General features: G+C 69.4%; 20 protein-coding genes. 8 read left to right on the plus strand and 12 right to left on the minus strand.

What is annotated here, in order from left to right; genetic code table 11:
* The 6 genes from ACT6XY_RS18160 to ACT6XY_RS18185 form a co-directional block, all read right to left on the minus strand.
* Positions 1–286 (minus strand): acyl-CoA dehydrogenase family protein (locus ACT6XY_RS18160; RefSeq protein WP_444749727.1); only part of this gene is annotated, 286 nt, incomplete at its 3' end.
* A 9-nt stretch (positions 287–295) separates the two neighbouring features.
* Positions 296–1,456 carry an acyl-CoA dehydrogenase family protein gene (locus tag ACT6XY_RS18165; protein WP_444749728.1) on the minus strand — a complete coding sequence of 387 codons (1,161 nt, stop codon included), beginning with the start codon at positions 1,454–1,456 and terminating at the stop codon, positions 296–298.
* 167 nt (positions 1,457–1,623) lie between these two features.
* Complete coding sequence (locus ACT6XY_RS18170) at positions 1,624–1,977, minus strand: DUF2794 domain-containing protein (protein ID WP_444749729.1); 354 nt, start codon at positions 1,975–1,977, stop codon at positions 1,624–1,626.
* An 87-nt stretch (positions 1,978–2,064) separates the two neighbouring features.
* Entirely contained in the window at positions 2,065–2,640 is a 576-nt protein-coding gene (locus ACT6XY_RS18175; RefSeq protein ID WP_444749730.1) for a hypothetical protein, read from the minus strand.
* Positions 2,641–2,679: 39 nt separating this feature from the next.
* Positions 2,680–4,473 carry an ABC transporter ATP-binding protein/permease gene (locus tag ACT6XY_RS18180; protein ID WP_444749731.1) on the minus strand — a complete coding sequence of 598 codons (1,794 nt, stop codon included), beginning with the start codon at positions 4,471–4,473 and terminating at the stop codon, positions 2,680–2,682.
* 120 nt (positions 4,474–4,593) lie between these two features.
* Entirely contained in the window at positions 4,594–5,526 is a 933-nt protein-coding gene (locus tag ACT6XY_RS18185) for an AEC family transporter (protein ID WP_444749732.1), read from the minus strand.
* Positions 5,527–5,608: 82 nt separating this feature from the next.
* Here ACT6XY_RS18185 and ACT6XY_RS18190 point away from each other — a divergent pair, with 82 nt between their 5' ends.
* The 3 genes from ACT6XY_RS18190 (at position 5,609) to thpR (ending at position 7,601) form a co-directional block, all read left to right on the plus strand.
* On the plus strand, positions 5,609–5,983 hold the full coding sequence (locus ACT6XY_RS18190) for a response regulator (protein ID WP_444749733.1): 375 nt from the start codon (positions 5,609–5,611) through the stop codon (positions 5,981–5,983).
* Positions 5,984–6,103: 120 nt separating this feature from the next.
* Positions 6,104–6,889 (plus strand): glutamine amidotransferase, encoded by a 786-nt coding sequence (locus ACT6XY_RS18195; protein WP_444749734.1) that lies wholly within the window; start codon positions 6,104–6,106, stop codon positions 6,887–6,889.
* Positions 6,890–7,061: 172 nt separating this feature from the next.
* Positions 7,062–7,601 carry an RNA 2',3'-cyclic phosphodiesterase gene (thpR, locus tag ACT6XY_RS18200; protein WP_444749735.1) on the plus strand — a complete coding sequence of 180 codons (540 nt, stop codon included), beginning with the start codon at positions 7,062–7,064 and terminating at the stop codon, positions 7,599–7,601.
* Positions 7,602–7,656: 55 nt separating this feature from the next.
* Here thpR and ACT6XY_RS18205 read toward each other — a convergent pair whose 3' ends face one another.
* From ACT6XY_RS18205 to ACT6XY_RS18220, 4 genes are all read right to left on the minus strand, one after another.
* Positions 7,657–9,309 (minus strand): L,D-transpeptidase family protein, encoded by a 1,653-nt coding sequence (locus ACT6XY_RS18205; protein ID WP_444749746.1) that lies wholly within the window; start codon positions 9,307–9,309, stop codon positions 7,657–7,659.
* Between the two features lie 242 nt (positions 9,310–9,551).
* Positions 9,552–10,505, minus strand: a complete 954-nt coding sequence (locus ACT6XY_RS18210) for an acetyl-CoA carboxylase carboxyltransferase subunit alpha (protein ID WP_444749736.1) — start codon at positions 10,503–10,505, stop codon at positions 9,552–9,554.
* Between the two features lie 126 nt (positions 10,506–10,631).
* Complete coding sequence (locus ACT6XY_RS18215) at positions 10,632–11,555, minus strand: site-specific tyrosine recombinase XerD (protein WP_444749737.1); 924 nt, start codon at positions 11,553–11,555, stop codon at positions 10,632–10,634.
* Positions 11,556–11,560: 5 nt separating this feature from the next.
* Positions 11,561–11,710, minus strand: coding sequence for a histidine kinase (locus ACT6XY_RS18220; RefSeq protein ID WP_444749738.1), 150 nt, complete (start codon positions 11,708–11,710; stop codon positions 11,561–11,563).
* A 177-nt stretch (positions 11,711–11,887) separates the two neighbouring features.
* On the opposite strand from ACT6XY_RS18220, the gene xth reads away from it, so the two are divergent.
* The 4 genes from xth to ACT6XY_RS18240 all read left to right on the plus strand — a co-directional run bounded on the left by xth (position 11,888) and on the right by ACT6XY_RS18240 (position 15,583).
* Positions 11,888–12,700: an exodeoxyribonuclease III gene (xth, locus tag ACT6XY_RS18225; RefSeq protein WP_444749739.1), complete on the plus strand. Its 813-nt coding sequence runs from the start codon at positions 11,888–11,890 to the stop codon at positions 12,698–12,700.
* 167 nt (positions 12,701–12,867) lie between these two features.
* Positions 12,868–13,617 carry an electron transfer flavoprotein subunit beta/FixA family protein gene (locus tag ACT6XY_RS18230; protein ID WP_444749740.1) on the plus strand — a complete coding sequence of 250 codons (750 nt, stop codon included), beginning with the start codon at positions 12,868–12,870 and terminating at the stop codon, positions 13,615–13,617.
* Positions 13,617–14,552 carry an electron transfer flavoprotein subunit alpha/FixB family protein gene (locus ACT6XY_RS18235; protein WP_444749741.1) on the plus strand — a complete coding sequence of 312 codons (936 nt, stop codon included), beginning with the start codon at positions 13,617–13,619 and terminating at the stop codon, positions 14,550–14,552. The genes ACT6XY_RS18230 and ACT6XY_RS18235 overlap by 1 nt, the downstream gene beginning before the upstream one ends.
* A 155-nt stretch (positions 14,553–14,707) precedes the next feature.
* Positions 14,708–15,583 (plus strand): 3-hydroxybutyryl-CoA dehydrogenase, encoded by an 876-nt coding sequence (locus ACT6XY_RS18240; RefSeq protein WP_444749742.1) that lies wholly within the window; start codon positions 14,708–14,710, stop codon positions 15,581–15,583.
* A 6-nt stretch (positions 15,584–15,589) separates the two neighbouring features.
* On the opposite strand, the gene ACT6XY_RS18245 is transcribed toward ACT6XY_RS18240, so the two are convergent.
* Entirely contained in the window at positions 15,590–16,753 is a 1,164-nt protein-coding gene (locus ACT6XY_RS18245; protein ID WP_444749743.1) for a diguanylate cyclase, read from the minus strand.
* Positions 16,754–16,964: 211 nt separating this feature from the next.
* Here ACT6XY_RS18245 and ACT6XY_RS18250 point away from each other — a divergent pair, with 211 nt between their 5' ends.
* Positions 16,965–17,150 (plus strand): hypothetical protein, encoded by a 186-nt coding sequence (locus ACT6XY_RS18250; protein ID WP_444749744.1) that lies wholly within the window; start codon positions 16,965–16,967, stop codon positions 17,148–17,150.
* A 12-nt stretch (positions 17,151–17,162) separates the two neighbouring features.
* On the opposite strand, the gene ACT6XY_RS18255 is transcribed toward ACT6XY_RS18250, so the two are convergent.
* The gene (locus ACT6XY_RS18255) at positions 17,163–18,029 is read right to left on the minus strand and encodes a dienelactone hydrolase family protein (RefSeq protein ID WP_444749745.1); all 867 of its coding nucleotides are present in this window, start codon (positions 18,027–18,029) and stop codon (positions 17,163–17,165) included.
* Positions 18,030–18,188: the final 159 nt, after the last annotated feature.

An 18,188-nucleotide genomic window follows, 5' to 3' on the forward strand; every position in this document is an offset into this window, starting at 1 on the left:
CCACCTCGCCCGCCGCGGCGATCGCAGCCCGGCCCGCCATGGTGGCGGCGAGCGGCAGCGGCAGGGCGTGGCGCCCGGCCGCGAGCAGGACCGGCAGCGTCTCGGCGGCGGAAAGGCCGGCGCCGCCATGGGCCTCGGCCACGAGCGCGTCGAGGAAGCCGGATTCGGCGAGGAGGCTCCACACCGGTGCGGCGGCGGCGCGATCCTTCAGGCCGCGCACGGCGGCGGGGGGCACGACCTCCGCCATCAGGCGGTCGGCGGTGTCTGCAATCAGGGTATCGGTCATGGACGGGTTCTACCTGAGGCCGATGCCGCGGGCGATCATGCCGCGCAGGATCTCGCGCGTGCCGCCGCGCAGGGAGAAGGAGGGTGCCATGCTGACCGTGTAGGCGAGCGTGCGCATGAGGGCCTCGGGCGGGTTCTCACCGGGATCGCCGGCAATCGCCGCGGAGATCGCCCGGGGGATCATCTGCTCGTAGGTCGTGCCGAGATCCTTGACGAGGGCCGCGTGCACCACCGGGCTGTCGCCGGCGACGAGGCGCGCCGTGACGCCGATCGACAGGGCCCGCAACGCGGCGAGTTGGGCCGCCAGCCGGCCGACGAGCACCAGGTCGTCGCTGCTCGGCGAGGGCAGGCTCTTCAGCCAGGCGAGCCAGGTGTCGACCAGCACCATGGAGGAGAGGATGCGCTCCGGCCCCGACCGCTCGAAGGCAAGCTCGGCATTGACCTGCTCCCAACCCGCACCTTCCTCGCCGATCAGGGCGTCCGACGGCAGGATGACGTCGTCGAAGGTCACCTCGGCGAAATGGGCGTCGCCCGACAGGTCGCGGATGGGCCGGATGGTGATGCCCGGCTGCTTCAGGTCGATGATGACCTGTGACAGGCCCTTCTGTCGGTCCTCGGGCGTGCCCGAGGTGCGCACCAGGGCGATCATGTAGTGGCAGATGGCCGCATTGCTGGTCCAGATCTTCCGCCCGTTGAGACGATAGCCGCCGCCCGCCAGCGGCTCGGCGCGGGTGCGCACGCTGGCGAGGTCGGAGCCGGAATTGGGTTCGCTCATGCCGATGCAGAAGAAGATCTCGCCGGCCGAAATCTTCGGCAGGTAGAAGGTCCGCTGCGCCTCCGTGCCGTAGCGCAGGATGAGCGGGCCTGACTGCCGGTCGGTGATCCAGTGTGCCGCCACCGGCGCGCCCGCAGCCAGCAGCTCCTCGGCGATGACGAAGCGGGCGAAGAAGCCGCGCTCCGCGCCGCCATAGCGCTTCGGCAGGCTGAGGCCGAGCCAGCCTCGCCGGCCCAGCGCCCGGCTGAAGGAGGGGTCGGCGCCCATCCACGAACGCGCCCGCTTCTCCGGCGGCATGCCGGCGAGCGTTTCCGCCAGGAAGGCCTTGACCTCCCCGCGCAGCGCCTCGTCCTCGGCCGGGATGGTCGCATGGGGAAGGGGCTGGAAGCTCGTCATGGCGGGCGGACATCCTCGACTCGGGGCCGGCGGGTGATGCCCCGGCCCTTCATTTCATAGAATGAAATGGATTTTCAGGAATGATAGTGCGGCCACGCGCGTCGTCAAGGACGCGCACGCAGGCCATGCCTGCGACGAGGGATATGCGGAAAAGAGAAGGCGCCGGCCTACTGGACGACCTGTAGCGGCTTTTCGAGGACGGCGAGGACGCGCCGGAGATCGTGGCCACGCTTCAGCACGAGGCCCGCCGTGTTGATCACGGCATAGGGCCCCTGCTTGGCCTCGGGGTTCTTCTCCACCCGGTAGAGGGGCATTTCCGAGGCCCGGCGGAAGATGGCGAACACCGCCTTGCCCTTCAGGAAGTCGATGGCGTAGTCGCGCCATTCCCCCGCTGCGACCATGCGACCGTAGAGCTGGAGGATGGCCTGCAACTCGCGCCGATCGAAGGAGACCCGCGGGGGGGAGGCACCGGCATTGAGAGGAATGACGGTGCCGGGGCTGCGCGAATCCATGTCGGACATGAGGCTCCTACCGGCGCTCCGGCTCGTGTCACGGTCGTTTCATGATCGGCCGGAGCGGTCGGAATGGCAACCCACCGTGCGGGTGGATCAGACCGGCTTCGCCGTCCGCTCGAACAGCGGCAGGGTCTTGTACTGATCCTTGGGCGTCAGCAGGCCCTCCTCGACCATCTTGTCGTGTTGCACCTTGGCGATGTCGTAGGCGTAGGAGCCGGCATAGAAGGCGACCGTGCCGCCGGGCTTCGTCTGGCCGACGAGGAGCTTCACCATCTGGTAGTCGGTCAGGCCGCCATAGGCGTCGTTGGCCTCGGTGCGGAACTCGCCGACATGGAACAGCGTCACCACGTCGAACATCGGCAGCAGCCGCGCGTCGAGCTGGTAGATGTCGCCGAACAGGGCCTTGTAGCCCCAGCCGAGTTCCGGGTTCTCGACGATCATCGTCTCGTAGGTGCGGATCTCGCCCGGCGATGCGGTGATGCCGAGGATGACGTTCTTGCGGTCCTTCTCGACGTTGTGCAGGCCGAGGATGTGGTGGCCGCCGGTGCCGAAATGGAAGATTGCCTTCTCCGACACCTCGTTCTCGTCGAGCCAGTCGCAGAAATGGACGTCGCAGGGGCATTCCTTGACCCGGAGGTCCCAGAAGTGATCCCAGATGTGGAGAGCCATGGCTTTAGGTCCTTGTGAATCGGCCGCGTGCGGCCTGGATCAGGATGTGGTGAGCGCCGCTGCCATCGGCCGCAGCGCCACAGAGGTGAGGCGGGCGCCGCGCTCGCCGCGCGAGAGCAGCAGCTTGCGGTCGTGCAGCGCCTCTAGGCCGGGCCTGAGGCCGACGCTGATCAGCGTCGAGCCCTCGAGGGCGGCGACGAGCGTCGCCATCAGCCGCGCCTCGCCGCCTTCGTCGAGGGCGCTGGTGGCCCCGTCCAGGATGACGAGGTCCGGCCGCTGGACGAGCAGGCGGGCGATGGCGAGGCGCTGGCGTTCGCCGTTGGAGAGCGTCTGGTCCCAGCGGTCGATCTCGTCGAGGCGCTGGGCGAGATAGCCGAGGCCGGCCTCGGTCAGCGCCTCGCTCAGGACCGCGTCGGCGACGGCGAGGCTCTGCGCGGGATAGAGCAGCGCGCCGCGCAGCGTCCCCGCCGGCAGATAGGCCCGTTCGGGCACGAAGGCGATCGTGCCGCCTGCGGGCAGGGCGATGGCGCCGCTCCCCCAGGGCCAGAGGCCGGCGAGGGCGCGCACGAGGGTCGACTTGCCCGTGCCGCTCTCGCCCGAGACCATGACCTTCTCGCCGGCCTCGATGCGGGCATGGGCGTGGTCGATCAGCGCCCGGCCGGAGCGATCGGAAATGGTGAGGTTGTCGAGCCGCACCGCGCCGGTCCCCGAGGGTTCGAGCACCACTCCGCCTGTCTGGCCATGCTCGAAGTCGCCGTCGATGTCGTCGATGGCGTTGGTCAGCTCCGTGACGCGCTGCATAGAGGCATAGCACTGGGCGAGCGCGCGGAAATTGTCGACCAGCCAGGCGATGGCCACCTGGACCTGCAGGAAGGCACCCGCGAGCTGCGTCACCTGTCCGAGGGTGAACTCGCCCGACAGATATTTCGGCGCCGCCAGCAAGAGCGGCAGCACCGGCACGAAGACGCCGCTGCCGTTCGTCAGCCAGGTGATGTGACCATGGCGGCGCACCACGCCGAGCCAGCGCTGGACGAGGTCCTGGTAGGTCGTGCCGAGCGCCCGCCGCTCGTCCGCCTCGCCGCGGATCAGCGCGACGCTCTCGGCATTCTCCCGCAGCCGCGTCAGCTCGAAGCGCAGCTTCGCCTCAGCCTCGTTGCGGCGGGCCACGGCCCCCGGCAGGCGGCGGCCGACCCACAGCATCAGCGCCGACATGGCGATGCCGTAGAACAGCGCCGCCAGCACCATGTAACCGGGGATCCACAGGCTCGTCCCGCCGACCTGAACGGTGAGCGCACCGCCCACCACCCAGAGGACGCCGACGAGGGTCAGGGCTGAGACGATGGAGGAGAGGAGCCCGATGGCGAAGTCGACGATCGGCTCGGTCGCCAGCCGGGTGTCGTCGGCGATGCGGTACTCGGGATTGGCCGGCTCGGTGCGCGCAAGACCCATGCGGTAGTAGCGCTGGCCGCCGATCCAGCGGTCCACGAGGGACCCGATCAGCCATTCGCGCCAGCGCACCTGCAGTGTCTCGCGCGACAGCACGATGCCGACCCCGACGCCGGCGGCGCAGACGACGAGCCCCAGGAAGACGATGACCGCCCAGAACACCGTGGGGGTGTCTGTGTTTTCCAGCGCGTCGAAGAACCGGCGGTTCCAGGTGTTGACGGCGAAGTTGATGCCGACGTTGACGATGAGGCAGGCAGCGAGGGCGGCTGTGAGAAACCAGGCCCGGCGCGCGGTCGCCCCCGTCCACCAGCCCGCGGCCAGCACGAAGAAGTCACGGAAGACCTTGCGGTCGAGACCATCGGCTGCGGAGGCGGGTGGGGATGTCAACGCTTGGGCACCCGCGGGCGGCTGAACACGACTTCGTGAGCGTCACAATCCACCATTCGGGGATCATACGCAATTGTCCCCATTTCGCGCCGGTACGGATGAACCGGCGATGAACTGCGCTCAGCCGATTCCCAGGACGCGCAGCCACAGGATGGAGGAGGCGACCGCCAGCAGCGTGGAGAGGGCCACCGCCGTGGAGGCGATGCCCACGCCCTGCCCGTAGCGTGCGGCGAAGAGATAGGCGTTGATGCCCGCAGGCATGGCCGCGAACAGAACGACCGTGCCGGTCCACGCCGGCGGCAGAGCAAAGACGTGGTGAGCGATGACATAGGCGATCGCGGGATGCACCAGCAGCCGCAGGGCGCAGATCATCAGCGCCACGGGCACGTCCTCGCGACGGCCATAGGTCTTCAGCGACAGGCCGAGGGCGATGAGCGACAGCGGGATGGTGGTGCCCGCCACCATGTCGAGCATCGTCGCCGCGACGCCCGAAGGCCGGATGCCCATCGCCTGGAAGGCGACGCCCGCCGCCATGGCGAGGATCAGCGGATGGGTTGCAAGGCCGCGTCCGAGCTTGACGAAAAGGGTGCCGCCGGTCGCGGCGCGCGTTCCCTCCAGCATCAGCGTTGCCAGCGTCATGGTGATGGGCAGGTTCACCGCCAGCAGCATGGCGATGGGAAAGGCCGCCTCCTCGCCATAGGCCTTGAGGATGATCGGAATGCCGATGAGCACGGTGTTGGCCTGGCCGGTCGAGAGCCCGGCGATGACCGCGTCGCCGCGGTTGCGCCGGAACAGCCGGGCCGCGAGCAGCGTCGCCAGGACCCAGACGACGGCCATGCCGACATAGTAGGCGATCCAGTAGCCCCACGGGAACACGCCGGGAAAGACCGCGGCGGTGAGCAGCTTGAACATCAGCGCGGGGGCACCGATGACGAAGAGGTAGGCGGTGAGCCCCTCGCCCGCGCGCTCCCCGATCAGCCCCGCCAGAGCCGCCGCATAGCCGAGGGCGACGAGCCCGAAGACAGGGGCGACGAGACCGAGGAGCTCGACCATGGGGATGCGCAACTCCGTGAACGGAAACGGCGCAATAAACCATTTCTTCGTCATTCGGCGTTAGGCCTGTCGCATGCCCGCCATGCCCACCGGAAGAACCGCCACACCCGCCCGGGGACCCTCCCTGAGGGTGCTGATCGCCGACGATCACGCCATTTCGCGCGAAGTCGTCGCGCGGATCGCCAGCGCGCTCGGCCATCAGGTCACGTCCGTCGAGGGCGGCCACGCGGCGCTCGAGGCCGCGGCCACCCACGACTTCGACGTCGCCGTCATCGATCGGCGCATGCCGGACATGGACGGCGCCGCCGTCGCCATCGCCATGAAGTCCCATCCCCGCCACCCGCGCCTCGTGGCGCTCTCGGGCGACGATCCCGCCGACATGCTGCCCGGCCTGTTCGACGTGGTGCTGCAGAAGCCGGTGGAGGCTTCGGTCCTGGCGCGGGCTCTCGCCGGCTGAGCGTGCCGTCTTGTGACAGTTGTGCAACGCACACCTGCCATTTGTTCAGCCATCTTTAAGCAAGCTCATTCTTTGATCACACTCATGGCCAGCGAACCGGCCCCGAGGTGATTCACCGCCATGTCCGTGCGTCCACTGTTGCGACCCGACGCGACGATATCCGGACCGGTGATCCCGGTGGTGCGGCGCAGGCAGTCCCCTAAGGCTGATCGTCCCCGCGACGTCCTCATCGTGCTGCACCAGGAGCATTCGACGCCGGGCCGCGTCGGCCACCTGCTTCAGGAACGCGGCTTCAGGCTCGACATTCGCCGCCCCCGCTTCGGCGACCCGCTGCCGACCGACACCCGAAGCCTGGCCGGCGCCGTCATTTTCGGCGGGCCGATGAGCGCGAATGACCCCGACGATTTCGTCAAGGCGGAGACCGATTGGATCGGCCTCGCCCTGAAGGACGAACTGCCCTTCCTCGGCATCTGCCTCGGCGCGCAGATGCTGGCCCGCCATCTCGGCGCCAAGGTCGGCTTCCATCCCGAGGGCCACGTCGAGGTCGGCTACTATCCGCTCCACCCCACAGAGGCGGCACTGCGCGAGTTGCCCTGGCCCGACCACGTCTACCAGTGGCACCGCGAGGGCTTCGAGGTGCCGACGGGCGCCGAGCTCCTCGCCACCGGCGATTGCTTCGCCAACCAGGCGATCCGCGTCGGCAAGGCGGCCTACGGCATCCAGTTCCACCCCGAGGTGACGCACTGGATGATGAACCGCTGGACCACGCGCGCACACGAGCGCATGGCCTCGCCCAACGCCCGCCCGCGCCAGGACCATTTCGACGGCCGCTACCTGCACGATCCCGGCGTGCGCCTGTGGCTGGACGCCTTCCTCGACCACTGGACGGCGCTCAAGGTCGCCTGACCTCGCAGCCGCCGTCATGGTCATGACATCGGGCGCGGCGAGCGTCACACTCGAACCGTCCCGCGGTCGATTCGCCGGGTTCCTCGCCGACGGGAACCACCGGCGGCCGGCCGGGAGTTGATGGGAGCGACGTCCGCACGAGGGCGTCGGCGTGCAGCGCAGGGAGGTCGCCATGCCCCGCATCTTCACCGGTCTCGAGGTTCCCGAGGCTCTGCGCGAGGATCTGGCGAGGCTGCGCGGCGGCCTGATGAGCGCCCGCTGGATCGAGCCCGATGACTACCACCTGACCCTGCGCTTCGTCGGCGACGTCGACGAGCGCACCGCCAACGAGATCGCCGACCTGCTCTTTGCCGTCCGCAAGCGCTCCATCGAGGTGACGCTGACCGGGCTCGGCGCCTTCGGCGGCGACCGCCCCCGCTCCATCGTCGTCCAGGTGCGCCAGACCCAGCCGCTGATGGAGCTGCAGGCCGAGCACGAGCGCATCATGCGCCGCGTCGGCCTCTCGCCCGAGCCCCGCAAGTTCGTGCCGCACATCACCCTGGCGCGCCTGTCGCGCGACGCCACGGCGCGGTCGGTGGCCGACTGGCTGGCGCTGCGCGGCCTCTTCATGAGCCGCACCTTCATCGTGCCGAGCTTCGTACTGTTCTCGTCGAAGGAATCGGTCGGCGGCGGGCCGTACCTGGTCGAGGAGACCTATCCGCTCGCGGCCTGACGCAAAAAGCGCCCCGCAGGGCGCTTTCCGAGATGTCCGGACCGGCTCGAGCCGATTAGTTCCGTGCAGCGCCCTGGTTGGCCACCTGCGGAGCCGTTTCCTGGACGGCTGCCGGCTCGGCGTTGCCGCCGACGCCCAGCCTGCCGACAGCGCGGGAGAGCCAGTTGCCCTGCGGCTGAGCCGCGGGAGCCGCCGGCTGGACCGGCGCGAAGGCCGTGCCGGGAAGCGCCTGTGATACCTCGCCGCCGCTCTGGCGCTGGGCGATGGTGGTGCGCATCGGCGAGGGCTGCGGCACGGGAGCGCTCATCATCGTGGTCGCGATGGAGGCCTCCAGCGTCACCGGCGTGGAGCTCGCCGAGGCGAGCGACGGAGCCGCGGCGGGTGCTGCGGCCGGAGCGGCTTCCGGGGTCACCGCCGGAGAGCGGGCCGAGACGAGCGTCACCGGCTGGCTCTGCTGGCTCGCCAGCGAGAAGGAGGGCTCGGACGAACCGACGCGGATCTGGCGATGGGCGAAGCGGTCGGCGAAGGTGCGGTGCGTGCCGCCGTCGATGCCGGAGCGGGCCGGAGCGGCGGTGATCTCGCGCGACAGGGCCGCGACCTGCGCCATGTCGCGGGCGTTCTTGGCCGCAACCGCCTGGCGGATCGCCGGCGGCACGACATAGGCAGGGCAGCGCGCGGCAGCCTGGAAGGAGGGACGCGGCGCCGAGGTGTCGTCGCCGATGGCGGTGAAGCGGGTGCGGATCGAGCGGGCCGAGGCCGGAGCCTCGCGGGTCACCGGCGCCATGGTGGTGACGGGCTGGTTGAGCGAGGTCGGCACCGGGGTGCGCGGGGCCGGTGCGGTGGTGACGTTGCCGCGGGCGGCGCCCGTGCGGCGGGTACCGGCCCAGGGATCGCTCGCCGCGATCATCTCGCGGGTCTCGCCCGTGCCGCCGGCCTGCGCCAGGACCGACTGCGGCGACACCGCGTTGAACACGTAGCGGCGCTCGCAGACGTCGACCTGCGGCTCCTGGCGCGTCACTTCGAAATGGTCATGCCCTTCCTTCAGGTTCTTCCAGAAGGCCATGTGCGGGTTGTTGCGGTGGCGCGCCATGTTGCGCGGCGTCATGCGGAACGGATAGGCCTGGACCTGGAAGCTCTCCTGGCCCGCCTGAAGCGCCTCGCGCGCCAGGGCGTAGACCTCGGCGATGGCCTCGTCCGTCATGGCGTAGCAGCCCCGCGACGAGCAGTCGCCGTGCACCATCAGATGCGAACCGGTGCGGCCGTAGGAGCGGTCGAACTGGTTGGGGAAGCCCATGTTGAAGGCGAGGTAATAGGACGAGCGCGGATTCATCAGACCCATGTTGATCTGGTAGAATCCTTCCGGCGACTGCCGGTCGCCTTCCCGCACCTTCGGCCCGAGATCGCCCGAATAGTTGCAGATCGGATAGGTCTTGAAGAGGGCATAGCGGCCTGTCGCGTCGCGCTTCCAGACCTCGAGCTCGGCCTCTTCCTTGAAGATGCGCATCAGCACCGGCGAGGCGCGCGTCATCCCCTTGACGTTCAGCTCCTCGACGACCGCCTGTGCCAGCGGCGCATTGCCGCGGTTGGGATCGTTGCGCGACAGGCTCTGGCCCTGGCAGCCCGCCAGAAGCACGGCGCAGGCCGCCGCGGACAGCGCCAGCCGCCAGCCGCCGAGACGGTTGGACCGCGAGATTGCCACCTGGGGAATGCCGGCCGTCTGCTGCAATGCTCTGCTCCGGAACGGGGCGAGGAAGGCCCTACGAACGGTGTCAGCTTGGCGCTGATGATCCTTAACGGACCCTTGAAAACGACCGATAGCGTCAACCCGAGGTTACTGCAACCCGCCGAAAATCCGACCGAGGGTTAATGATTTCCACCGGATGGTCACAGATGGGTGATGGTGCGGTCAGGAAGACGGCGGAACCATGGCAGTGCGCCGTGGGCGCAGGCTCAGACCGCCCGTCCGATGGCGAGAAACTTGTCGCGCCGGAGCCGCCGGATGTCCTCGGCCGGCAGGCCGGCCATGCCCTGCAGCGCCGTCTCGATGGCGTCGCCCACCCGCTGCACCGCAAGGTCGGGATCGCGGTGGGCGCCGCCGAGCGGCTCCTGCACGATCTGGTCGATCACGCCGAACCGCATGAGGTCCTGGGCGGTGATCTTCATGTTGGTCGCCGCCTCCTGCGCCTTCGTGGTGTCGCGCCACAGGATCGAGGCGGCCCCTTCCGGCGAGATGACGCTGTAGATGGCGTGTTCGAGCATCATCACCTTGTTGGCGGTGGCGATGGCGATGGCCCCGCCCGAGCCGCCCTCGCCGATGATGACGGCAATGTTGGGCACGCCGAGCCCGAGGCTGCAGTCGGTGGAGCGGGCGATGGCCTCGGCCTGACCCCGCTCCTCGGCGCCGATGCCGGGATAGGCGCCGGCCGTGTCGACCAGCGACACCACGGGAATGTCGAAGCGCTGGGCGGTCTCCATCAGCCGCACCGCCTTGCGGTAGCCCTCCGGGCGGGCCATGCCGAAATTGTGCCGGATGCGCGTCTCGGTGGTGTCGCCGCGCTCGTGGCCCATGATGCAGAGGCTCTGGCCGCGGAACCGGCCGAAGCCGCCGATGATCGCCTCGTCCTCGCCGAACGCGCGGTCGCCGGCGAGCGGGGTGAAGTCCTCGACGAGCTTGGCGATGTAGTCGAGCGTGTGAGGGCGGCCGGGATGGCGGGCGACCAGCGTCTTCTGCCACGGCGTGAGGGCCTGGTAGAGGTCCTTCAGCGCCTGACCGGCCTTCTGCTCGAGCTTGGCCACCTCGTCGGTGATGGAGACGCCGCCGTCACGTGCGGCCACCTCCCGCAGCTCCTCGACCTTGGATTCGAGTTCGGCGATCGGCTTTTCGAAATCGAGGTAGCTGCGCATCGGCAAGGTGCGGCCCGGAACCTGTGAGCATCGGCCCGTGGGGGCCGGGGGGACGGCCCCCCGAGGAGCCCGATGAAGCGCGAGCACATGCCCCTCGGGACAGGGCAAGTCAAGGACGGACCTGTCCTAGTCCTCGTTGCCGAGGGGGTGCAGGTCGCGCACGAGGCTTTTCAGCCGCTCGTCCAGCACATGGGTATAGATCTGTGTCGTCGCAATGTCGGCATGGCCGAGCAACTGTTGCACGGCGCGCAGGTCCGCCCCGTTCTGCAGGAGGTGACTGGCGAAGGCGTGGCGCAGCACGTGCGGCGAGACCTTGGCCGCCGACAGCCCGGCAGCACCCGCCACGGCCTTCAGTTCGCGCCCCACATGCTGGCGCGTTAGATGGCCGCTCTCGCCCGACGACGGAAAGAGCCATTTCGACGGACCGAGCCCGGCCTCCTCGCGCAGGGCGAGATAGGAGGCCATGGCGTCCTTGGCAGGGGCATTGAGCGGAACGATGCGCTCCTTGTTCCCCTTGCCGCGCACCACGAGGAAGCGCTGGTCGCGCCGCGCCGCGCCGACTGGCAGGGCGATGAGCTCCGACACGCGCATGCCCGTCGCATAGAGGAGTTCGAGGAGGCAGGTGAGCCGCGCCGCCCTCAGCCGCTCGCCGACCGGCCGCGCCGCGTCGTCGAGCCCCTCGCGGGCGGTGGCGAGCAGGCGGTCGACCTCGGCGAGGCCGAGCGTCTTCGGCAGCGGCCGCCCGCGCTTCGGCCCTTCCAGCACTGCCGCGGGATCCTCGCCGCTCAGCCCCTCGCCGTAGAGAAAGCGATGGAGCTGGCGCACCGCCGACAACCGGCGGGCGACGGAGGCGGTCTTCAGGCCCCGCCCCTGGCAATCGGCGAGGTAGTCGCGGATCGTCGCCGTCGTCGCCGCCTTCGGGCCGCTTCCCGTGGTGGCGAGAAAGGACGCGTAGTCGTCGAGGTCGCGGCGATAGGCTTCCAGGGTATTGCGGGCAGCGCCCCGCTCCGCCGCCATCATGTCGAGGAAGAGGTCGATCTCGCCGGCCATCGCCCCTACCGGCGCGGCTGCAGACGGGCGGGCGGCACCTGCACGTTCATCTCGCGCGGCTCGGGTTCGACGAGATAGGCGAGCGCCAGCATGCCCGAGAAGCCAAGGCCGGCGAGCACGATCAGGATCGTCAGGAAGCGGAACAGCGTCGGCATGAAGGCAGGCGTCCTCGTCCGAATCGGTTTGGACCATCAAAGCCGCTCGCGGGCAAGGTGCAAGCATCCGGCGACCGGCTGCCGGCGCCTCCCGCCGCCGTTGCAAGCGGTGGACAGCCGGCTGCTGCCGCTTTCCGCCGCGCCGCCCGCCTTCTATGGTCCGCCGCGCGAGGACCCATGACGCTGAAGATCGCCACCTGGAACATCAATTCCGTCCGCCTGCGCATCGAGACGGTCGCCCGTTTCGTCGCAGAGCACCAGCCCGACGTGCTCTGCCTGCAGGAGACCAAATGCATGGACGGCCAGTTCCCCCTCGCCGACGTGCGCCGCATGGGCTTCGAGCACATCGCGATCCACGGCCAGAAGGGCTATCACGGCGTCGCCGTCTTCTCCCGTCACGGCCTCGCCGACATCGACCGCCGCGCCTTCTGCGGCAAGAACGACGCCCGCCACATCGCCGTGACCCTCGCCGACGGCCCGGGCGCGGGCGTGCGCATCCATAATTTCTACGTGCCCGCCGGCGGCGACGAGCCGGATCCCGCCATCAACGAGAAATTCGCCCATAAGCTCGGCTTCCTCGACGAGATGGAGGCCTGGGACGCCCTCCGGGTCGGGAGAGGCACGGAGAAGACGGTTCTCGTCGGCGATCTCAACATCGCCCCGCTCGAGCACGACGTGTGGAGTTCGAAGCAGCTCACCAAGGTCGTCTCGCACACACCACTGGAGCGGCGTCGGCTCACCGAGGTCGCGACCGCCGGTGGCTGGGTCGACATGATGCGCGCACTCACGCCCGAGCCGCAGAAGCTCTACACCTGGTGGAGCTATCGCTCGGCGGACTGGGCCGCCGCCGACAAGGGCCGCCGCCTCGATCACGTCTGGCTGAGCCCGGCCCTCGCACCCGCCATGCGGCAGGTGGAGATCCTGCGCGAGGCCCGCGGCTGGGACCGCCCCTCCGACCACGTCCCGGTGATCGCAACGCTGTCCCCGTGACGATGCAGCGCCATTTTTGTTGCGCTGCATCACCCGAAGGCCCTATGGCGGCGCCGGGGTGGTTTCGTTGACACCCTGCGGGGCCGCTTCTAGGGTGCGCGCCCGGTCGAAATGACTTTCAAATCCGATTATCCGAGCGAAAAATCACCCGCTCGGGGAGGGACACGATGAAGATCCTTGTGCCCGTGAAGCGGGTCGTCGATTACAATGTGAAGATCCGCGTGAAGCCCGACGGCTCCGGGGTCGAACTCGCCAACGTGAAGATGTCGATGAACCCCTTCGACGAGATCGCCGTCGAGGAAGCCATCCGTCTGAAGGAAAAGGGCGCGGCGACGGAGATCGTCATCGTCTCCATCGGCGCCCAGGGCGCCGCCGAGACCATCCGCACCGCCCTCGCCATGGGCGCCGACCGCGGCATCCATGTGAAGACCGACGCCATCGTCGAGCCGCTCGCCGTCGCCAAGATCCTCAAGGGCGTTGTGGGCGAAGAGCAGCCCGGCCTCGTCATCCTCGGCAAGCAGGCCATCGACGACGACGCCAACCAGACCGGCCAGATGCTGGCCGCCCACCTCGGCTGGCCCCCGTGCACCTTCGCCACGAAGGTCGAGCTCGCCGCCGATTCCGTCTCCGTCACCCGCGAGGTCGACGGCGGCCTGCAGACGGTGAAGCTCAAGACCCCCGCCATCGTCACCACCGACCTGCGCCTCAACGAGCCGCGCTACGCCTCGCTGCCGAACATCATGAAGGCGAAGAAGAAGCCGATCGACGAGAAGGCGCCCGACGCCTATGGCGTCGACGTCGCGCCCCGCCTGAAGGTGCTCAAGACCGCCGAACCGGGCGGCCGCCAGGCGGGCGTGAAGGTCGCCTCCGTCGCCGAACTCGTCGGCAAGCTCAAGAACGAAGCCGGGGTGCTCTGATGGCCACGCTCCTTCTCGCCGAACACGACAACGCCTCGCTGAAGGACCCGACGCTGAAGGCGCTCACCGCCGCCGTCGCCCTCGGCGCGCCGGTCACGGTGCTCGTCGCCGGCTCCGGCTGCCAGGGCGCCGCGGAGGCCGCCTCCAAGCTCGCCGGCGTCGCCAAGGTGCTGGTGGCCGACGACGCCGCCTATGCCAACCTGCTCGCCGAGCCGACCGCCGACCTGATCGTGTCGCTCGCCGGCGGCTATGACGCGCTCGTCGCGCCGTCAACCGCCAACGGCAAGAACATCATGCCGCGCGTGGCGGCCCTCCTCGACGTGATGCAGATCTCCGACATCATCAAGGTCGTCTCGCCCGACACGTTCGAGCGGCCGATCTATGCCGGCAACGCCATCCAGACCGTGCAGTCGACCGACGCCAAGAAGGTCATCACGGTGCGCACCGCCTCCTTCCAGGCGGCGGGAGCCGGCGGCTCGGCCCCGATCGAGGCGGCCGCTGCCGCCGCCGATCCGGGCCTGTCGACCTTCGCCGGCGAGGAGATCGCCAAGTCCGACCGTCCCGAGCTCGGCGCCGCCAAGATCATCATCTCCGGCGGCCGCGCGCTCGGCTCCAAGGAGAACTTCGCCAAGGTGATCGAGCCCGTCGCCGACAAGCTCGGCGCCGCCATGGGCGCCTCGCGCGCCGCGGTGGACGCGGGCTACGCGCCGAACGACTGGCAGGTCGGCCAGACCGGCAAGGTCGTGGCGCCGGAGCTCTACATCGCCGTCGGCATTTCGGGGGCCATCCAGCACCTCGCCGGCATGAAGGACTCCAAGGTGATCGTCGCCATCAACAAGGACGAGGAGGCGCCGATCTTCCAGGTGGCCGACTACGGCCTCGTCGGCGATCTCTTCACCATCCTGCCCGAGCTCGAGAAAGAGCTCGGCAAGTAAGTTCGACATCCGGCGGGCGGAGAGCCATCTCCGCCCGCCGTCTTGTTCGCGGTCGGGATGGCGTCGGCGGCAGGACCGTCGTAGAGATGTCCGCCAGTTCGTTTTGATCGCACCGCCGCCCGGACGAGGCGCCGGGCCGTGCACCGGGTGGAACCATGGACATTCGCAAGATCGGCGTGATCGGCGCCGGGCAGATGGGCAACGGCATCGCGCATGTGGCGGCTCTCGCCGGCATCGACGTGTCCCTGCACGACATTTCCGAGGATCGCATCAAGTCGGGCCTTGCGACCATCAACGGCAACATGAGCCGTCAGCTGTCGAAGAGCCTCATTTCCGAGGAGGACCGCCAGAAGGCGCTGCTCCGGATCGAGGGCGCGCCGAAGGTCGACGACCTCGCCGACTGCGACCTCGTCATCGAGGCCGCCACCGAGAACGAGCAGGTCAAGGTCAAGATCTTCCAGTCCGTCTGCCCGGTCCTCAGGCCCGACGCGATCCTGGCCACCAACACCTCGTCGATCTCGATCACGCGCCTCGCCTCGACCACCGACCGCCCCGAGCGCTTCATCGGCATCCACTTCATGAACCCGGTGCCGGTCATGCAGCTCGTCGAGCTGATCCGCGGCATCGCCACCGAGGACGAGACCTTCGAGGCCTCCCGGGCGCTCTGCACCAAGCTCGGCAAGACCATCGCGGTCGCCGAGGACTTCCCCGCCTTCATCGTCAATCGCATCCTGCTGCCGATGATCAACGAGGCGATCTACACGCTCTACGAGGGCGTCGGATCGGTCGAGGCCATCGACACCGCCATGCGGCTCGGCGCCAACCACCCCATGGGCCCGCTCCAGCTCGCCGACTTCATCGGCCTCGACACCTGCCTGTCGGTCATGCAGGTGCTCTACGAAGGCCTCGCCGATTCCAAGTACCGGCCCTGCCCGCTGCTGGTGAAATATGTCGAAGCCGGCTGGCTCGGCCGCAAGTCCCAGCGCGGCTTCTACGACTATCGCGGCGAGCGGCCCGTTCCCACCCGCTGACGGGCCTTACCGGCCGACCGTCTCCGGCACTTTCGGATCGTCCCCGTCGCCGTGGCAGACGACGCGGTTGCGCCCCGAGCGCTTGGCCGCATAGAGCGCCCGGTCCGCCGCGTTGACGATGTCGGCCGCGCCCGCCGTCCCGCGCGCCGTCGCCACGCCGATGCTGACGGTCAGCGGCGAGCCACAGGGCGCTTGCCGCACCGAGGCGAGGATCCGCCCCGCCAGGGCGCGCGCCGCAGCCTCGTCGGTGCCGCCGGCGAGGACGGCGAATTCCTCACCGCCGAAACGGGTCACGACCTCCTCAGGTCCACCGGCGATCGCCTTCAGCCGTTCCGCCACGTGGCGCAGCGCGTCGTCGCCGGCGACATGGCCGTGCTTGTCGTTGAAGCGCTTGAAATGGTCGACGTCGATGAGGAGCAGCGACATCGGCCGCTCCTGACGCGCTGCGGCGCGGCCCATCGTCGCCAGCGCCTCCTCGAAGCGGCGGCGATTGCCCACCCCGGTCAGCGGATCGCTGAGAGCGGAATCGGAGAGCCGGAGGTTGGCCCGGGTGAGTTCGGCATTGATCGTCTGGAGCTCGCCGAGCAGCCGGCGCGTTTCCCGCTCCGCCGCCATCTGGCGGATCCGCACCTTGCCGAGCGCAACGATGCAGATGCCCTGGAAGACGGTGTAGACCATGCAGACCGGAATCAGGACGTAGAGCCCGTCATAGGCGATGGCGATCGCATGGAAGCCGATGAGGATCGCCACCTGCGCCATGGTGGGTCCGGGCGCCATGTAGCTGCGGAAGGTCACGGCCTGCACGAGGACGCAGCCGAGGGCGAGCACGGCCAGCCGCATGCTGTCGTCCGCCGCGCGGTAGAGGATGGCGCCCGTCACGCCCCAGAGCAGCGCCACGCCGACGCAGGTCACCCCGAAGACGACGGCCCAGTTGCTGCCCGGCTCCCGGTGGCTCCTTGCGCGGTAGACCCGATCGACGAGGAAGCGCAGCATCACGCCGAGCGCCACGAGCACCACGCAGATCAGCGCCTCACTCCGCGCGCCCGAGAGAAAAACCTGGAGAATGAGCAGCGCCATCGCCCCGCTGGCGAGGAGATAGGGTCTGTAGTCGAAAAGTTCGTCGAGAACTTCCCGTCTCTGCCGCGCATCCAGAGCGTCGGCTCCCAGCAAGAGCGAAAACCTGTCGGGCAAGGTCTGACCATACGCTACGGAAAGGAAAGATCGGCCGTCCGATCCCCGAGGTCAGACTACGTATCGCTTCGTAGCCCGGCCACAGTTTTATGCGCGCCGTGGGTGGTATCCACATCTTCGGGTCGTGCCCGCAGAAGGCTTCGTTAAGCCTGTCGGGCGCAGGATGGGTCCGGGCACGAGGAGACGGTGGATGTCGACAGCGGGAATTGCGGGCACGATGATCGCCATGCAGAGCGAACAGACCCGCATGGGCATCCAGACGGCCATGGTGAAACAGCAGCTGAAAGCCGACCAGGGCGTCATCGACCTGCTGGCCTCGGCCGCCCAGTCGAGCCCGGCCCCGGGCACCGGCCTGACCGTCGACAAGACAGTCTGAGCGGGCCCGCCGCTATCTGAACTTCAGGACGAAGCGCTCCACCAGCGGCCCCCAGATGGGCATGCCGCCGGGATTGGGAAGCAGCGCATGGCCGTCGCGCCCGAAGGGCGGCAGCAACTGGAAGTCCAGCGTACCGCCGGCCGAGCGATAGGCCTCCGCCATGCGCCGCGTCAGGTCGGCCGGGAAGGACTGGTCGTTCTCCGTATAGAGCCAGAGCGCCGGCGTGCGTGCCCGCCGGCCCATGATCCGCGCGTCGCGCACCAGTTCGTCGAGGGCGCAGGTCTGGCCGGTCTCGCCGGAGCGGCCGCGACGTCCGCCGCCGAAATTGATCGTGCCGGCCACGGCCGGATGGTTCTCCGCCGCCATCGCCGCCGCCGCCCAGCCGCCGGTGGACTGGCCGACGACGATGACGCCGTCCTTCCGCACGAAGGGAAGGCCGGTCAGCCCGTCCACGGCGGCCGCGAGGTCGGCGGCATCCGCGCGTCCGGCGGCGAAGTGGTTGGGTCTCCGGCAGGCGAAACGCTCGGCTCTCTCGCCGCCGGTGAGGCCGTAGCCGCGCCGGTGCACCACGGCCACCACGTAGCCGCGCTCGACGAACCAGGCGACGACGTGGGGATAGACGCCGTGGCGCGGCTCGCCGTTGCGCGCGGCGTCGGCGGAGGTGTGGTGGGTCATCACCACCAGCGGCCGCGGCGTGTCGCCGGGCGGACGAAAGACGATGACTGCAATCTCGCGCCCCTCGTCGGCCGTGTGCGGCAGGCGCCAGACCTGTTCGCGATGGACGGCGCCCTCGCTGCCCTCGGCGCGCGGGCTCTGTGCCGCGGCGGGGACGGTCCCGGCCAGCACAAGGGCGAGGAGAAGGGCGCCGAGCCGTCTCATCCGCGCACGAGGTCCCCGAGGAGGCTTGCGGCGACGGTCGCCTTGGAGACCGTCAGGCCCGAGCCGGCGATCTCCGCCACCGCCGTCCGGATGCGCTCCGCCCGCCCGCCGTGCACCGCCATCCAGGCGTCCACCGCCGCGGCGCCGGCGGCCGGGCCG

Source organism: Phreatobacter sp. (genome assembly GCF_052440005.1).
Classification (GTDB): domain Bacteria; phylum Pseudomonadota; class Alphaproteobacteria; order Rhizobiales; family Phreatobacteraceae; genus Phreatobacter.

Bases quoted from the DNA above. Each gene is read 5' to 3' on its own strand.
- ACT6XY_RS18165 (WP_444749728.1), bottom strand. From the start codon at position 1,456: ATGACGAGCTTCCAGCCCCTTCCCCATGCGACCATCCCGGCCGAGGAC.
- ACT6XY_RS18170 (WP_444749729.1), bottom strand. From the start codon at position 1,977: ATGTCCGACATGGATTCGCGCAGCCCCGGCACCGTCATTCCTCTCAAT.
- ACT6XY_RS18175 (WP_444749730.1), bottom strand. From the start codon at position 2,640: ATGGCTCTCCACATCTGGGATCACTTCTGGGACCTCCGGGTCAAGGAA.
- ACT6XY_RS18185 (WP_444749732.1), bottom strand. From the start codon at position 5,526: ATGGTCGAGCTCCTCGGTCTCGTCGCCCCTGTCTTCGGGCTCGTCGCC.
- ACT6XY_RS18190 (WP_444749733.1), top strand. From the start codon at position 5,609: ATGCCCACCGGAAGAACCGCCACACCCGCCCGGGGACCCTCCCTGAGG.
- ACT6XY_RS18195 (WP_444749734.1), top strand. From the start codon at position 6,104: ATGTCCGTGCGTCCACTGTTGCGACCCGACGCGACGATATCCGGACCG.
- thpR (WP_444749735.1), top strand. From the start codon at position 7,062: ATGCCCCGCATCTTCACCGGTCTCGAGGTTCCCGAGGCTCTGCGCGAG.
- ACT6XY_RS18210 (WP_444749736.1), bottom strand. From the start codon at position 10,505: ATGCGCAGCTACCTCGATTTCGAAAAGCCGATCGCCGAACTCGAATCC.
- ACT6XY_RS18215 (WP_444749737.1), bottom strand. From the start codon at position 11,555: ATGGCCGGCGAGATCGACCTCTTCCTCGACATGATGGCGGCGGAGCGG.
- ACT6XY_RS18220 (WP_444749738.1), bottom strand. From the start codon at position 11,710: ATGCCGACGCTGTTCCGCTTCCTGACGATCCTGATCGTGCTCGCCGGC.
- xth (WP_444749739.1), top strand. From the start codon at position 11,888: ATGACGCTGAAGATCGCCACCTGGAACATCAATTCCGTCCGCCTGCGC.
- ACT6XY_RS18230 (WP_444749740.1), top strand. From the start codon at position 12,868: ATGAAGATCCTTGTGCCCGTGAAGCGGGTCGTCGATTACAATGTGAAG.
- ACT6XY_RS18235 (WP_444749741.1), top strand. From the start codon at position 13,617: ATGGCCACGCTCCTTCTCGCCGAACACGACAACGCCTCGCTGAAGGAC.
- ACT6XY_RS18240 (WP_444749742.1), top strand. From the start codon at position 14,708: ATGGACATTCGCAAGATCGGCGTGATCGGCGCCGGGCAGATGGGCAAC.
- ACT6XY_RS18250 (WP_444749744.1), top strand. From the start codon at position 16,965: ATGTCGACAGCGGGAATTGCGGGCACGATGATCGCCATGCAGAGCGAA.
- ACT6XY_RS18255 (WP_444749745.1), bottom strand. From the start codon at position 18,029: ATGAGACGGCTCGGCGCCCTTCTCCTCGCCCTTGTGCTGGCCGGGACC.